Annotated in this window: 14 protein-coding genes and 1 pseudogene; 5 read left to right on the top strand and 10 right to left on the bottom strand. The window is 52.5% G+C overall.

What is annotated here, in order from left to right; translation table 11 throughout:
* Window positions 1-29: 29 nt before the first annotated feature.
* From ABV298_RS03445 to ABV298_RS03425, 5 genes are all read left to right on the top strand, one after another.
* Window positions 30-734 carry a pseudouridine synthase gene (locus ABV298_RS03445; RefSeq protein ID WP_353720795.1) on the top strand — a complete coding sequence of 235 codons (705 nt, stop codon included), beginning with the start codon at window positions 30-32 and terminating at the stop codon, window positions 732-734.
* Window positions 735-835: 101 nt separating this feature from the next.
* Window positions 836-1,375, top strand: a complete 540-nt coding sequence (locus ABV298_RS03440; protein ID WP_353720794.1) for a hypothetical protein — start codon at window positions 836-838, stop codon at window positions 1,373-1,375.
* Window positions 1,376-1,419: 44 nt separating this feature from the next.
* On the top strand, window positions 1,420-2,187 hold the full coding sequence (locus ABV298_RS03435; protein WP_353720793.1) for a hypothetical protein: 768 nt from the start codon (window positions 1,420-1,422) through the stop codon (window positions 2,185-2,187).
* Window positions 2,184-2,876 carry a hypothetical protein gene (locus tag ABV298_RS03430; protein ID WP_353720792.1) on the top strand — a complete coding sequence of 231 codons (693 nt, stop codon included), beginning with the start codon at window positions 2,184-2,186 and terminating at the stop codon, window positions 2,874-2,876. The genes ABV298_RS03435 and ABV298_RS03430 overlap by 4 nt, the downstream gene beginning before the upstream one ends.
* Before the next feature lie 36 nt (window positions 2,877-2,912).
* Window positions 2,913-3,299, top strand: a complete 387-nt coding sequence (locus tag ABV298_RS03425; RefSeq protein ID WP_353720791.1) for a VOC family protein — start codon at window positions 2,913-2,915, stop codon at window positions 3,297-3,299.
* Window positions 3,300-3,308: 9 nt separating this feature from the next.
* On the opposite strand, the gene ABV298_RS03420 is transcribed toward ABV298_RS03425, so the two are convergent.
* The 10 genes and pseudogenes from ABV298_RS03420 to ABV298_RS03375 all read right to left on the bottom strand — a co-directional run bounded on the left by ABV298_RS03420 (window position 3,309) and on the right by ABV298_RS03375 (window position 15,906).
* The gene (locus ABV298_RS03420) at window positions 3,309-5,726 is read right to left on the bottom strand and encodes a TonB-dependent receptor (RefSeq protein WP_353720790.1); all 2,418 of its coding nucleotides are present in this window, start codon (window positions 5,724-5,726) and stop codon (window positions 3,309-3,311) included.
* Window positions 5,707-6,953: pseudogene (locus ABV298_RS03415) on the bottom strand (HTTM domain-containing protein). Before ABV298_RS03415 ends, ABV298_RS03420 begins: the two are co-directional and overlap by 20 nt.
* A 112-nt stretch (window positions 6,954-7,065) precedes the next feature.
* Window positions 7,066-8,190, bottom strand: coding sequence for an imelysin family protein (locus tag ABV298_RS03410; RefSeq protein WP_353720789.1), 1,125 nt, complete (start codon window positions 8,188-8,190; stop codon window positions 7,066-7,068).
* 79 nt (window positions 8,191-8,269) lie between these two features.
* Window positions 8,270-9,478, bottom strand: a complete 1,209-nt coding sequence (locus ABV298_RS03405; RefSeq protein WP_353720788.1) for a DUF4856 domain-containing protein — start codon at window positions 9,476-9,478, stop codon at window positions 8,270-8,272.
* Between the two features lie 230 nt (window positions 9,479-9,708).
* Window positions 9,709-10,272 (bottom strand): peptide-methionine (R)-S-oxide reductase MsrB, encoded by a 564-nt coding sequence (msrB, locus tag ABV298_RS03400; RefSeq protein ID WP_353720787.1) that lies wholly within the window; start codon window positions 10,270-10,272, stop codon window positions 9,709-9,711.
* Window positions 10,273-10,367: 95 nt separating this feature from the next.
* On the bottom strand, window positions 10,368-11,096 hold the full coding sequence (bshB1, locus tag ABV298_RS03395) for a bacillithiol biosynthesis deacetylase BshB1 (RefSeq protein WP_353720786.1): 729 nt from the start codon (window positions 11,094-11,096) through the stop codon (window positions 10,368-10,370).
* An 11-nt stretch (window positions 11,097-11,107) separates the two neighbouring features.
* On the bottom strand, window positions 11,108-12,178 hold the full coding sequence (locus ABV298_RS03390) for a M23 family metallopeptidase (protein WP_353720785.1): 1,071 nt from the start codon (window positions 12,176-12,178) through the stop codon (window positions 11,108-11,110).
* Window positions 12,179-12,258: 80 nt separating this feature from the next.
* Entirely contained in the window at window positions 12,259-13,218 is a 960-nt protein-coding gene (trxB, locus tag ABV298_RS03385) for a thioredoxin-disulfide reductase (RefSeq protein WP_353720784.1), read from the bottom strand.
* A gap of 175 nt (window positions 13,219-13,393) precedes the next feature.
* Window positions 13,394-15,325, bottom strand: a complete 1,932-nt coding sequence (locus tag ABV298_RS03380; protein ID WP_353720783.1) for an OmpA family protein — start codon at window positions 15,323-15,325, stop codon at window positions 13,394-13,396.
* Complete coding sequence (locus tag ABV298_RS03375) at window positions 15,325-15,906, bottom strand: 7-carboxy-7-deazaguanine synthase QueE (RefSeq protein WP_353723135.1); 582 nt, start codon at window positions 15,904-15,906, stop codon at window positions 15,325-15,327. Before ABV298_RS03375 ends, ABV298_RS03380 begins: the two co-directional genes overlap by 1 nt.
* Window positions 15,907-15,932: the final 26 nt, after the last annotated feature.

The raw sequence follows: 15,932 nt of genomic DNA, 5'->3' as shown, positions 1-15,932 counted from the left end.
TTTCCGGACTACGGTTGAAACAGCATTGAATGGAGCCTTTACAAATTTTATTTCAAACCGACGATCTGGTCGCCATCAATAAGCCCAATGGTCTGCTTGTACACCGTTCGCCGATTGCCGGCGACGCCGATGTTTTCGCGGTACAGCTGCTGCGTGATCAGCTCGGACAGAGAGTTTATCCTGTCCACCGGCTCGACCGGAAAACATCCGGCGTCTTACTTTTTGCACTGGACGAATCCATGAACAGCGAAATGCAGCGCCTATTCATGGGCGGCGAGGTTACCAAGACCTATCATGCGATCGTTAGAGGCTACACTCCCGACAACGGCGAAATAGATTATCCGTTGAAGCGAGACGACGGTGTTTTTCAGGATGCGATCACGTTTTTTGAAACGCTCCGGCACACCGAAGTGCCGTTCGCGGTTGGGAAACATTCTACATCGCGCTATTCGCTTGTGCGGTTGAACCCCGTTACCGGCCGTATGCATCAGCTCCGTAAGCACATGGCGCATATCCTGCATCCGATCATCGGCGACCGGCCACACGGCTGCAATAAGCAGAACCGCTATTTCAAGGAGCATTTAAACATGACCCGGATGATGCTGCACGCATTGTCCCTGGAATTTATCCATCCCAAAACAAAAGAGCCCGTAAAAATACAGGCCCCTTATCAGCCGGAGTTCCTGCGAATGCTCGACGTGTTGGCGTTCCATGTCACTTCGGACGCCAACTGACGGTTTTTGTATCGGGGTTAGTCAAAGGAAATCACACAGTGTCTGCAACGTTTACATGCAACATTGTGTCTAAAACAGAAATTCAATCCTGACTAGCCGCCATGAAAAGAACATTACCCGCCATTTGCCTCTCATTACTGATCTTCTCGTGCCACATCAGGGACTCCGATCCTTTCGTTGGCAATGTAAAATTCGATGGTACGGGTTACCGGCCGGTTTATAAGGATCCGGAAGCCGTCGCGAACGTGGAGATTATGGCCGCCCAGGCACTCCGCGACCCGGGAAAGATCTATACTTTCGATCGCTACCTGTTTATCAATGAAAAGGGCAGGGGCATTCACATCATCGACAATGCCGATCCAGAAAAGCCGGAAAACCTTTCCTTTATTTCCATAGCCGGGAATTACGACATTGCCGTGAAAGGCAACTGGCTCTATGCCGACAACCTTTCAAACCTGCTCGTGATCGATATTGCCGATCCCCGTACGCCCAGGCTTACGAAGACGATCCCTAATGCGGTGCCGGTACATGCCTACCCGCCGTTGCAGGGCGTTTATTTCGAATGTGCCGATGCCAGGAAGGGTGTCGTGGTAGACTGGGAAAAGGTCAGTATGGACAAGCAGCCCAAATGCTACCGTTAGAAATCAAAACATTTCATCCAGCCGATATGAAACTGGCCATAGCTATGAAAAAATTGATACCATTGTTATTCCTCGGGCTCGCTGCCATTGGCCTGATGCTGATCCTGAACGCCTGCAACGATTCGTCGGGCGATTCGAACGTGAACCCGCAAACAGGGACCGGCGGATCCCTGGCGCGCTTTGCGATCACCGGCAATACGCTTTACATCGTTTCCAAGCAATCCCTCGATGTTTATGATATCAGAGACGGCGGCAATCCGGCGAAATCGGTGACGAAGAACCTGGGTGTGGGAATTGAAACGATTTTTCCCTACCAGCAAAACCTTTTTATCGGGGCGATGGACGGAATGTATATTTTTAACAACCATACGCCTGCCAACCCCGTGCTGCTGTCGAAATATACGCACGTGCTCTCCTGCGACCCGGTCGTTGTACAGGGCAGGTACGCGTATGTGACGTTGCGCGCGGGCGTGAACTGCCGGCCGGGCGGTTCGTTCAGTTCGCTCGATGTGGTAGATATCGGCGACCCTACCCAGCCGGCTATGGTAGGCACCCAGCGAATGGATTCACCTTATGGGCTCGGCGTATCTGGAAACAAGCTGTTTGTATGCGAGGGTGAAAAGGGCTTCCGCGTCATGGATATTACCGACCCTAAAACACCGGTTCAGAAACGCTACTTTCAAAATGTACCGTCCTACGACGTCATCGTCCGCGAAAACCGCCTGATCATAACAGGCCAAAAAGGTTTGTTCCAATATCGATACGACGATTCGGACACGATCCGGTTCCTTAGCCAGATCCCCGTTTTATGAGATTTGCCATAATAGTAATACTGGCATGTCTTTCCCATTACTCGGTCGCGCAGTTCGATGTGGAGTCGGCAAGGAGGCATGTGATCGTCAAATATTCGCCGCTGCCGATGCTTGACCTGGACAATACGATCCAGTTCGGAGTGGAAATTCCCCTGGGAAAAGGCAATTTCGCTTTGCAACAGGACTTGGGCTACGGACCCCCGGCTCTCAGTTCCTGGCGGGTCGAGCAAAGGGAAATACCCGACAAGCAGACATTCAAAAGCAGGACGCATTTGCGATGGTATTTCGTTGAAAAGCGAAGAATGAGGGCCTACATGGGACCGGAAGTTTTGTATAAGAAAGTGGCGTACCGCGAAAATCAATGGATTGGAAGGGATTGCGTCGGCGGATTTGGGCCATGTAGTTTTTTTCAAAACCAGGATGTCCGGCTGGACAAAAACGTCGTTGCCGGTCATGCGCGCATCGGTTGGCAGTTTATCACGCCGAGCCGGCTAACAATCGATTTGTTCACCGGCGTAGGCTTTCGCCACATTTCTACCGCGTCGCACACGCCAGGAATCCCCGATTGGGAAATCCGCCGCATTTATGATGGTTGGGAGTATCACACGCCCGGTGAGAGCGATTTTCGTCCAAGCATAGTCGCCGGTGTTCATTTCGGGATTGTTTTGGGAAAATACAGCAGAGATTGAGTACATTAGGCTATCAATCCCAAACATCGGACAATTATGGACAATGCCATCAGCTGGTTTGAAATCCCGACCACGGACCTCGACCGCGCCACCGCTTTTTACGAATTCATTTTCGGGATCCGGCTCATTCCTATGGATACGCCGAACCTGAAAATGCGCATGTTCCCTATCGATAACATGACGACCGGAATAGGAGGGGCGCTGGTACACAGCGGCGGCTTCCATAAACCTTCCGCAACCGACGGGCCATTGATTTACCTCAATGCAAACCCGGATGTGCAGATTGTGCTCGACCGGATACCGGCCGCCGGAGGCAGGGTGATCGTTCCCAAAACGCAGATCAGCCCCGAGTACGGTTTCATGGGCGCGTTCATCGATTCGGAAGGAAACCGGATCGCATTGCATTCGGCCCCGGTGGCTTGATATCCGAAATCAGATTTTAATTTGTAACGTCAGGTAAAAACCCCGGCCGTCGGACGGCAGGATACCCGGGCCCGGATAGCCTGTGGCCCGGCGGGTGAAGTACATTTCGTTCGTCAGATTATTTACGCTGCCCTCCGCACGAAAGCGCTTCCATTCGTAGGAAAGGCTCACGTCCATAATTTTGTAAGCCGGAATAAGTCCTACTACCGACGAGACGCCGCCGTCGGTCGCATTGGTGGCTTCGGAAAACTGGTTGGTGAGGCGGGTGAACTGGAGCGATCCTTTCAGCTTCCGGTAACCCACGCGCAAGCCGGCCTTCAAATTTACTTTTGGCACAAATTCGACCTGGTTGCCTTGCACGCCGGGTATTTCACTGCGTTTGTATTCCGATTTGATGAATGCGGCGTTGCCGAACAGAACGCCGCTCCAATCCGGGCTATCCGGACGTGCGAGCCGCAGGAAATCTGCCTCGGCGTAGGATTCGATACCCATGATAATGGCCTGTCCGACATTGCTCCTTAACCTTAAAACCCGGTTGCTTTCGTCGTAAAACTGCACTTCGCCAATGCGGTTATCGTAATTCAGATAAAACAGGCTGACGTCGTAATTGTAAAACGATGTCTGGTGGCTGCGCACGCCGAGGTCTATCGAATAGCCCTTTTCGTCTTTCAGGTTCGGGTCGATGACCGACGACGGGTTGGCAATGCGCATATCGCTGAATGTAATGGAGCGGTAATTCTGCGAGATGTTACCGTACAACTCCACTTCCCGATGCGGCTTGTAACCGATGCCGATCCCGGCGAGCAGAAACCGCCGGCCATTGGTGCGGTACTCGTCGGTGCGCGAAATATCGATCACATTTCCGGCGAGGTCACGCGCTATGTTGCCGTAGTAGCCGTCGGCGGTGGTTTTAATATACTCAAAACGAACGCCCGGTGTGACGGATAATTTATCGGTCAGGTAGAAGATGTTTTCTGCAAAAAGCGAAACGTTGCGGTTCGGAAAGCGGTAATCGTACGTTATAAACCGCTCGGGTTCCACAAAGCTGAAATCGGCGTCCTTACCCTTCGAGCCGAGGCCTTGCAGGTTGTGGTTATAGCCATAATAATAGCGCCCGCCGACGAGCAGCACCGACATTTTTTTGGCTATCGAATACCTTTTCAGATAGCGTACTTCCGCGCCCCAATTAGTGAAATCGCCTTTGATCAGGTCGCGTTCGCTGTTATCGTCGATTGTCGCGACGCGGTTGGGGCGGAAGCCGAGCGAATAGCGGTTTGCCGCAAGCCCGAAAACCCGCAGATTGAATTCGTTGCTTGCATTGAAGCGGTGGTCGAAATGCAGGGCGGCCATATTCCAGTTAACGTGGAACCAGTTACGCTCCCGGTTGGTCTGGCGGGGATTTTCCGCGAACATCGCGTCGGAAAGGCCGCCGGGCTGCCTGGCCAGGTAATGCATGTGGGTGATGTCCAGCCCGAGGGTAGTTTTGTCGGATAGCTTGTAGTCCAGGTCGGTGTAAAAGGTATAATTGTTGAAACGCGAGTTTGCTCGCCAGCCGTCCGCTCTTTTGTATTGAAAAAAAGTATAGTAGCTCAGCTTCCCGACCGTGCCGCTGACGCTGGTAAATGCATTGTAGAAACCGAATGAGCCCACACTTTGCCTTGCCACTACCTCAATTTTGCGGTCGGCAACAGGTTTTTTCATTACGAAATTGATCAGCCCGCCGAACTGCGTGCCGTATTGCAGCGACGCGGCACCACGCACGATCTGGATCTTGCCCACAGCCTCAATCGGCGGTGTGTAATAGCTTTCGGGGTAACCGAGCGCGTCGGCCGCGATGTCGTGGCCGTTCTGGCGAACATTGAAATTGGCGGTCCGGTTAGGGTCGAGGCCGCGCCCGCCGATATTGAGTTGCAGTCCCCCGCCTTCGTTTTCCCAGATATTCAAACCGGCGACACGGGAATAAACTTGCCTCGCATTGTTGGTCGACAGGTTGGCTACCAGTTGATCCGGCGTAATTACTTCCGACTTTTTGCCCTCATAAATACCCATGTTCTCCACGCCGCGTAATCGTGAAAAACCGAAATCCGCGGCTTTTTCCTTTACGGTTAGTTCGTCGAGGTTTTGTTCGAAAGAGGTCAGGTAAAAGTCGAAATGCAGGTCTTTGCCGCGCGCATTGAAATGCTTTTTTTCGACCCGGTAACCCGAAATCGTGATTTGGAGCGTATAGTTGCCGTTTGGTACCGACGTAAAAACGAATTTTCCGTCATCGTCGGTGACGGTGGTAAGGCCTTCGTTCAAAAAGACTATGCAGCCTTTGATGGCGGTGGTGTCGGCCTTGGAAAAAATGCGGCCCGACAGTTTTGTCTGGGCTACGGAAATGCTGCAAATCAGCAGGAAGGGTAAAAATTTAAAGACCTTCAATTTCATCGGTAAATGGAATAATCCAGGATTTGTGGCGAAGGGATTCGGTTTGTTGTGCCAAATCCACGTCGGGTGCGATCAGGGGTTTGCCGGTACGCCCGTTCAGGGCTACGTACGAATCCACATATACTTGCGGTTGCGTGAAGCCGCGCGCCGCGTAATGGTCGCGCAGCATATGGGCATATTGGAGGATCATGTCGGGTTGGGTCGACATCATTTTTTCCTGCAAGCGCGTCAGGAAATCGTTGTTGTTAACGACCTGCTTTTTCCCTGTTGCGTCCGTGACGGTAAATTGCGTGTAACCCGCTTTTTCCATTAGCATAACCCTCCACGAGAACCGGTAGCCTTCTTCTGTCCAGAAAAGCTCGTCCGGATAGAGCATGTAGCGGAATGGGAAGATGATTTGGAATAGAAAAAAAGGACAAAAATGCCGTGCACGACCGGTTGGACGAGCGTAGGGAAACGGTAACGTCCCGATGGACGCGCTGAACCCGAATGCGATCCGAATACGGACCGGAAGCCGTCGATGAGCTTCTGGTGAAATGCGGCCGGGAAGAAAATCAGTGCGGTCACGATCATGATGTAGGGAAACATGCCGATCGGAAAGAGCAGGGACGTCAGCAAATGGAAGCCGATCACCGACGCATAGGCGAATGCCCGGGTTCGACGGTTCCAAAGCAAAAAGCCGACACTCAGGTCATAAATGCAGCCGGCCCAGCTGAAAACATAAGCCGTTTCCAAATGGTTGAACCATGGCCCCAGGAGTGGCAGGTCGTTTTTCGCAGGCAACCAGATTCTGAGCGGCAATGCGTGCTGAAGCCAGTCGCTGTTGAGCTTGGCAATGCCGGCGTAGAAGTAGAGCATGCACACCATTATACGAATGCTATCGATGCACCAAGCGGGGACTTGTCCGGCACGCAACTTCGGGTTCCGGCCCGAATCTACCGAAAACATCGTATGCGCCGGCAGGAACATGAGCATGAAGCACAGAAGGCTGACGAAATAATAATGGTTCAGATAAGTGCTCTTGTCCATGAGCTCGATATAGGTGAAACTCAGGAAAAGCGTCACCGAAGCCAGCCGGTAATGCCAGCCGAATGCTACTAGCAATGCGGAAATGCCGCATACGGCGAACAGCAGGTAGGTCCATTCGCCCAGCGGCCTTATGAATTCGAAACCGTAAAACGGGAAAAAGAACCGCGGGCTGATATACAGTTCGCCGACCCATCCCATAGCTACAAAACGGATGGTACTGACGGCCAGCATCAGTCCGAAAATAGCCCGGAACACGGCCAGGGGAGCCGCTGAGGTATATTTTTGCAGATACGCCCGCATTTGTTCAGTACTAATCGCCGTCGTTGTCCGTATAGGTGATGGTAATGCTCATGGCCGAGGCCATGTCGACTTTCAGCATCCGCACGGCCTTCTGCATTTCGGTGTACGTGTCTTTCATCGCCTGGTTATTGGTTTTGACCTCCTCGTACAAGTTCGGCTTCAATACGTCGAGCTTTACCGCAGCCGCCTGGAATTGTGTGTTGATGCTTTCGCTCAGCGACTTACCGGTGCCGCTGTCTTTCGCCCCCAGCGCATCCAGGTAAGATTGAAGGCCCGGTCCGGCCTCTCCGGTAGTGGCGTGTTTCCCGTTGAAGAAATCGACATAGGCTTTGTGAGCGGACTGCGCCAATGCCCTGGAAATGTCTTTTTTGTAATAAGCTTCCACTTTTTCGGGAGCCGGAACGCCGTTAGCCATAGCGCCGGAAGGAATTCCGAACTTGCCTGAACGAATGAAGCGCTCGTAATGCAGTACAGCGCCGTTGACCATCAGAGAGGTAGACGAACCAATATCCACGCCGGTTTTGCCGACGAACGTTCCGAGGTATTCGCCTTTCCATTCACCGACCACCTTGTTCAGCAGCGACTCCATTCGTGTGACCACGCGGGTGGTGTACGCGAGTCTTTTGGCTGCGTCTTTGTCGGTCGTGTATTGCGCAAGAATGTCGGTATCGTTGGCACCGAGGCCGTTGATGAGGTAGTCGAGCGCGGGGAAGCCCTGGGTGGCGTAGGAAGCGGGTACATCCAGGTTCGATGCAGGATCGGCGTAATTGGCGGCAATACCCGCTTCATTGGCAGGGTAAATGTTGAAAAAGTTGCGGATCGCGTGCTTTTCGCCCGGGCCGAAATCGAACAATTCTACGCGCTCCCATGCTATGTAGGCGTCCGCCCATGCGTTGCGGAATTCGCCTAAAGTCCGGGCATCCGGCTTGGCAGTAAATGCTCTGGATTTTTCCGCCATCACATCGAATTTGGCCTTAAACTGATCGTAAGAAGGGATAATAATGCGTTCGGCCACGCTTTTCAACATCACCGACCGGTCCTTTCCGTCGTCCGATGGCTGGGGATCGGGCTTGTCGCTGCCGTCAGAACAACCCAGGAAGAATACCGCCAGCAACAGCGCGAGGTACTTTTTCATTTTATCGAAGGTTAGATTAAAACAACAAATGGTGGACCAGCAAAACTGCCGGTCCACCCCGTTCAAAAGAATGATATGCTTATTGTATCTTGAATTTGGCTTTGATGGCGTCGGACGCGGCGTTAATCTTGTCATTGGTAAGATCCCAGAAGCCATTCGGTGACGCCGGACCGATCAGACCCAGGAGAATGCCGTCGGAGAAGTTAGGATCGGCACCGTTGAGTGTGCAGTAACGCAGCGAGTAAATGAAGCCCAGGCCTTCTCCCATTGCGTGTGCACGGGCAGCGTCGTCTTTACCGGTTTTCCATTTGCCCAGATAACCCAGGGCAGCCGAAGCAATTGCTTTCTCCATTTCCGTGCGGATCAACGTAGCCTGCGTTTTCAGCTCCGTTTTGTCGTTGTTGACGATCGCGACGCGGCCTTTAAGAAAGGCGGTATGGATTTTTGCGTAATTGTCCCTGTTGTATTCCCAGAGGTATGAAGCTAAAAACTGCTCGGTTGCTTTGGGGCCTTTTTCAGCGCCTGTTGCCCCTTCCAATAAAATCGGGTTAGGTGTAAGCAAGCCGAAAGCCTCGTCCCAGTTGTGTTCGAGCGCTGTGTATTTTTTGCCGGAAACCAATGTCGTGTTGTCGGCATCAAGACCTTTGTCCAGAAGCACGTTGCTGATGTAATCGAGCTGCAATGCGCCGATAAGGCCTTTCTGGATAATCTGGGCCATTTCAATGCCGTTCGAAGTTACCAGGTAATTGCCCAGTTTCCCGGCTACTCCCTTCGATGCTTTGGTTTTTACCGATTTGCTGGCTTCCGCCATTTCGTTGAAATAACCTTCGAGCGCCGCACGGTTTGCGTCGGCTTCCGCCAATGACCTCGATGAGGCCGTCACGTTGCGAAGCTGTACACCAGATGCATTCAGATCGTTACCATTTACCTGGACGGCCCCCGCTTTGATGTCCTTGAACGGGTTACCACTATTCGCAAACATATTCTTCATGACCGAGGCATCGAGCGTAGCCGAATCGCGCACAGCGCTGCCGAGGTAGTAGTTCAACGCCTGGAACATTCTGTAACGGTCGGTTCCTGATTTCAGGTCGGCGGTGGTATCGCCTTTGGCGTCAATGAAAAGGCTCTTGTAAGGTGTGGTGGGGGTTACTTTGGCATAGTCGATCTTCGTGCGAAGATTCTGTTGTACGGGAGGTGTCGGCTCGTCGTCATCCGAGCAGGACACAAGTCCGAATGCGACAACTGAGGCGAACAACATCGCCCGCAACCTGAAATTGTGGTGTAACATTTTATCCGGTAGGCGTTTTTGTTAGGGATGTAACCGTGTGATTTATTTAGATTAATTATAAATCACGACAAACATATAGATTATTTAGAATTGGAACAAATTGCAAAAGATTATCCGGGTAAAAATTTTTTCGGAAGGCAAAATAAAAAGGACACTCTCCTTTGAGCATGAGCTGGTTAGCCCGGCGCAGGGAGCATTGTCCTTGATGTTAGTAAATACGAAGTTCGGGCCTAACCGCCGGTTTCAGGGTTCTTTTTCCTGTTGAATTTCTTCTCCGCGGTTTTGGCTTTCTCGAAATCCAGCACGACGCCGTTGATGCAATAGCGCAGGCCGGTAGGAGGCGGGCCGTCGTCGAATACGTGCCCTAAATGCGACTTGCATCGGCCGCACATTACCTCAATGCGGTGCATTCCAAGGCTGTTATCCGGCGCCTCCACGATGGATTTTTTGCTGATCGGCTCGAAGAAGCTCGGCCAGCCGCAGCCGCTTTCATATTTGGCGTCGCTTTTGAAAAGCGGGTTGCCGCATACCGCGCAATAAAATGTGCCTATTTCCTTCGAATGCTCGTACTCGCTCGTGAAAGGCCGCTCGGTGCCTTTCAGCCGCGCCACGCGGTATACTTCCGGCGAAAGAATCTTCTGCCAGTCGCTATCGCTTTTCCGAACGGGCGCGGCGTCCGTATGCGAATATTCCGGTGCTTTTTCGGCTTTGCCCTGACCGGAGGATTGTCCGTAGCAGTTTTGCAGCATCAGGGCGAATATTCCCGCCAGGGCGGCCATTGCGATGTTTTTCATGCTTTCGTAATCTGTTTTTCCTGATATACGATAAAAACACCCGTAGCGGTCAAACAAATTCCCGGAATTTTCTAACAAAAGTATTACGACACGTCTCAAAGAAAGACGGAAAGGTCCTTCACGCCCAGTTTACGCGCCGTGGTGAAGCCTTCACCATATTTCACGCCAATCGCATGGCCCATTTCCTGCGCGCGTGCGATGATAAATTCCAGGAACTCGGGTGTAGAAATATAGCTCTGCGGCTCATTGTTGCCTTTGTAGCCAGGTACGTGGAACTGACTTTTGAATGCCTTGATCGCCTCGATCTTCCGATCGTGAAATTCGGTGATGTCGACGATGAAATCCGGATCGATGTAACGGTCCTGAATTGAATGGAAAACCTGTTTCGGGCGCCACGCTTCCTGCTCGTCGCCCCGCTCGTCGTAAGTCTTGACCATACGCAGGCCGGAATAAAAACATGCATCGGACACCAGTTGCCCGCCGCGGCCGTGATCGGGGTGACGGTCGTGCACGGCATTTGTAATCACGATTTCAGGCCGGTATTTGCGGATAAACGGGATAATGGCTTTCTGGTGTGCTTCGTTGTTCCGGAAGAAACCGTCGGCCAACTCTACGTTCTCGCGCACTTCCACACCGAGAATGCGCGCCGCGTCCAGTCCCTCCTGAATGCGGCCTTCGGGTGTTCCGCGGGTGCCGAGTTCGCCCCTGGTCAGATCGACAATACCCACTTTTTTTCCTAGGGCAATCTGCGCGAGCAATGTGCCGGCACAGCATAGCTCCACATCGTCGGGGTGGGCTGTGACGGCAAGGATATCTAATTTCATGGTGTTTCTGATTATTTAATACGCAGTTTCTGACCGATGCGCAGCGTGGCGCGTGTCGACATGCGGTTTCTGCGTGCAATGGATGAAATGCTCACGCCATAACGGGAAGCGATGGACCCAAGGGTGTCGCCCGAGCGGACTTTGTGCAAAATCGAGCGGGAATACGCTACGGGCGCGTCGCCGGCTTCGAATTCGCTCCTCGTCGACTTGCCGCGGATGTGGCTCCATGCTGCGCTGGTCAGCAGAAAATGGTCGGATCGGATCGCCGCGTTGCCCCAATCGAATATGTGCTCGGGGTCGAAGGGGTTGCCTTCGTAGCGGTTTTCGTAATGCAAATGCGATCCCGAGCTGCGGCCTGTATTTCCTCCCAAGCCGATTACTTCCCCTGCTTTCACAAGCTGGCCGGATTCGACCATTTGCTTGGAAAGGTGACCATACAGTGTTTCGAGGCCATTGTAATGCCTTACCACTATAAACCGGCCATAACCGCTGCCATCCCAGGCCACGATCCGCACCATGCCGTCGTAGGTACTCCGGACAGAGTCGCCCGTTTCGAGATCGAGGTCGGTACCATTGTGCCAGCGGCCCCAGCGGTAGGCAAAACGGGACGTTACGGGCGTGCGTTCCATGGGGGCGGCCCACATACGGTTGGCCGCCGGGTCGAACAGTTTCAGATCGACGGGCTCGTCGAACTCGGCCGGGTTGAGGCCGTAAGGATTAATAGTGCGGGCATCCCAGATCACGTAGTATTCGGCAGCCTTGACCCATTCATCCGCAACGAGTACCGAGTCTTCGGCGATCACTACTTCGGTTTCCCCTTCGTCAATGGTGGCGGTATCTTCATTCACGACGGGGTTTAGCGGCTTGACCGGCTCGAACTGGCTCTGGAATTTAAGATTGGAGGTTTCTACCTCGTATTCGTCCTCTGGCTGAGGCGTGGCTTTCGTAGTCGGGCCTTCATTGGCGTTACCCGACTGGTTGATCTTGGGGTTTCTTCGGAATTTTCCTCGCTCTTGCGCTTGCGTGTTCCAGGAGATTAAACACACGGCCATTAGCAAACAGACGATGAGCTTTACTTTCATAAGTATAAATACCAAATCAGACTACGCCGGGGTGCTTGTCGTACAGCGTAGCCTGATCCTTTTAGGAGTTGTGCGATTGATTAAGCTGTTTCCTCGATAATAATATCCACCTCCCGTTCCATCAGGAATCTTTCAGCATCCAATGCCGCCATACAACCGGTTCCCGCAGCGGTAATTGCCTGGCGGTAAACGTTATCCTGTGCATCACCGCAGGCGAACACACCTTTGATGTTGGTGCAGGTGCTTCCCTTGATGGTCTGGATATAGCCGGTTTCGTCCATTTGGACGTAACCCCTGAAAATATCAGTGTTCGGTTTGTGGCCAATCGCAACAAAGAAACCGGTTGCTTCCAAAAGTTGCTCCTCGCCGGTTTTATTATTTTTCACTAACACCGATTCAAGCGCCTCGTCACCGTTCAGCTTGACGGTTTCGGTGTTCCAGAGTATCTCGATATTAGGCAGTGTTTCGAGGCGTTTCTGCATGATTTTCGACGCGCGCATTTCGTCACGGCGGACGAGCAGGTACACTTTGCGGCAAAGTTTGGCAAGATAGCTGGCTTCTTCGGCCGCCGTATCGCCTGCACCTACCACCACCACATCCTGGTTACGGAAGAAGAAACCGTCGCAAACGGCACAGGCCGATACGCCGTGGCCATTCAGGCGTTCCTCGTTTTCGATGCCGAGCCATTTCGCCGAAGCGCCGGTGGAAATAATTACCGCGTCGGCGATGATCTCGTGCTTGTTATCGATGATCACTTTATGGGGATAGCCCGTAAAATCGACCGCAGTGGCGAGCCCATACCGTATATCGGTCCCGAAGCGGCGGGCCTGTTTTTCAAAATTGATCATCATTTCCGGTCCGGTAATGCCATCGGGATAACCCGGGTAATTTTCGACATCGGTGGTGATCGTAAGCTGGCCACCCGGCTGGGCACCTTGGTAAAGTACAGGATTCAATCCCGCGCGGGATGCATATATGGCGGCTGTGTAGCCGGCAGGGCCGGAGCCGATAATCAGGCAGGAGACTTTCTCGGATGACATGTTATTATAAAAACTACTGTTAATGACGTATGTTCTATGTTTTGCTGGAAAACCCAGTGGTAACCGTAAGGCCGAATCTTCGTGTGTGGATAGGGATTTTGCCTTTCTGTACCTGTTGGTACAACACCGGCAGACTGACAAAAGTGCAAAATTCCAGCTCCTTATGCAAATGCCGTCAAAGGATGCGCCACTCGATTCTTCGGTTTTTCTGGCGGTTTTCGTCGGAATCGTTGGGTGCCACGGGCTTTGTTTCTCCATAACCTTTGGCCAAAATGCGGTCGGCCGCAATTCCCGATTGCTGCAGATAATATTGTACCGACTGTGCCCGGCGTTGCGAAAGAGCCATGTTCTCCGTATCCGAACCGACGTCGTCCGTATGGCCGGATATTTCGATTTTAATGGCTTTGTTTTTACTCAGAAAGTCGGTCAGCTTGTCGAGCTCGACCTTCGATTTGTCGTCCAGAATGTACTCGCCTGTTTTGAAAAAAATATTGTTCAAAACCTCCGCGCGGTCTTTTTCGATCGCTTCAAGCGGGATTTCGAGATTCACGAACGACTGATCCTTATCGACTGAGAATGAAAGGCTTTTAAACAAATAACCCGGTTTTGAAACGTAGAACGCATATTCACCGCCACTATTCAAGACCGCCAAAAACGAACCGTTCTGGCTGTCGGATGTAAACGAGCCGACTTTGGTTTGCGTTTTCAGATCAAACAGGTCGATATCGGAGGCCAGTACGGCCCCTGTTTTTTTATCGAACACTCTACCCTTCGCGTAGCGCGTGGGCGTGATGATCTTTTGCAGGGATTCGGGCACACGAAAAGTATACAGCAACGAGCGGCCATTGCCTTTTTCCGTGTTATCGTCGGTATAATAGGCATTCTCGCCGTTGGACGCGATGAACAGGCCAACCTGGTCCGAAACAGTGTTGATAGGGTAGCCGATATTTGTCGCGGGGGCCCAGGCCGTATCTATTTTTTGGGTAATGAAAATGTCGAAACCGCCCATGCCAGGCAGCCCGTTGGATGAATAGAACAGCGTCCGGCCATTGGCGTGGATGAATGGCGCATTCTCATCGTCGGGCGTATTAATGGCCGGACCGAGGTTTCGGGGAGCAGTCCATTGCTTTTTATCGTCGAGGCCCGTCACCCAGATGTCGCGCTTGCCGACGCCGCCTTTGCGGTCGGAGGCGAAATAGAGCGTATGGCCGTCGGCGGAAAGCGAAGGCTGCGACTCCCATTCGCGGGAGTTGACTTCCTGTCCCAGGTTAACCGGCTGGCTCCATTCTTTCCCTTCTTTATGGGAAATATACAAATCGCAGCTTCCATAGCCGTCGGGCCGGTTGCAGGCGGTGAAAACGAGCGTGCGGCCGTCGGCGGAAACCGTACAGGTGCCCTCGTTATTGGTCGTGTTAATGGCTTTCGAAATTTCTTCGGGAACATCCCAGCGGTCAGCCGGGCTGCGGTCCGCCGCGAGGCCACTTTTGCCACGGCGGGTGACGTAAATGTTTTCGTCGCGGTTTGCCGTCAATCCGGTGAATATCAATGTTTCGTCATCGGCTGTCATTACGGGAAAATATTGCGTTTCCAGGAAATTGACCGTATCGCCCAGCGATTTTTTCTCGATCACCAGCGGGTTTTTTACCGCCTGCTGCGCAAATTTCGACGAGGCCACGGACTTTTCCGCCAGTCGGCCTAAACTGGACCTGGCCGGGAACAACGCAAGTGCCTTCTCAAAATAAACCTGTGCGGAGTCGTAGCGCTGTGCATTGAAATGGTCGCGGCCGATCCATTGAAACGCCGGTGCGGATTGCGGTGCGTCGGGCCTTATCCGGATCGCCTTGTAATAGTGTTTCCGGGTAAGGTCGGGATTTCGTTGGAGCTCGTAAACCTGGGCCAGCCTCAGATGCGTATCGTAACTGTCAGGTTCAATTTCGAGCACTTTTAAGAACAGTTCGGTAGCTTCGGGGAGCCTTCTTTCCTGCCAGGCCTTTTGTGCCTTATCATATACTTCCCGCGCTTTTCTGGATAATGTAACTTCCTGAGCTGAAACGGATTGAAGCGTAAATGTGCCGAGCGCTATACAGAAAAGAATAATCCGGTGCATTATGGAATGTTCATAAACTTGTGAGTTTGTAACGACATTTTCCATTTGGGATTGTCTTTGATATAGTCAATTATCAAAGGCAGCATCGCGTCCTGCTTACTCCATTCGGGTTGTAGCAGCAGTGTGCAATCGGGCGAGACTTTGGCGGCATGTTCTTCGGCAAAATCGAAGTCGCTTTTGTTATAAACGATCACCTTCAGTTCGTCGGCGTTGCCATAAATGTCGGGGTGGGGCGTTTTGAATTTCTTCGGAGAAAAACATACCCAGTCCCAACGCCCCGTGAACGGATACACACCCGAGGTTTCGATGTTGGTTTTGAAACCCGCGGCCTGTAATGCGCCCGTAAGCCCGTCGAGATTGTACATCAGCGGCTCCCCGCCGGTAACCACCGCCAGCCGGCCGGGATATCGCATTGCACCGTCCACAATCGTGCCGACGTCGTATTTGGGATGGATGCCGGCGTCCCACGACTCCTTCACATCACACCAATGGCAGCCCACATCGCAGCCGCCGAGGCGGATGAAGTACGCGGCACGACCGCTGTGCTGGCCTTCTCCCTGCAAGGTGTAAAAGGCTTCCATCACCGGAAGTTCAGAAGTAACGATGG

This window comes from Dyadobacter sp. 676 (assembly GCF_040448675.1).
Taxonomy (GTDB): Bacteria; Bacteroidota; Bacteroidia; order Cytophagales; family Spirosomataceae; genus Dyadobacter.
Note: the sequence above shows the minus strand (reverse complement) of the source record. Positions and strands in the feature narration are given on the sequence as shown.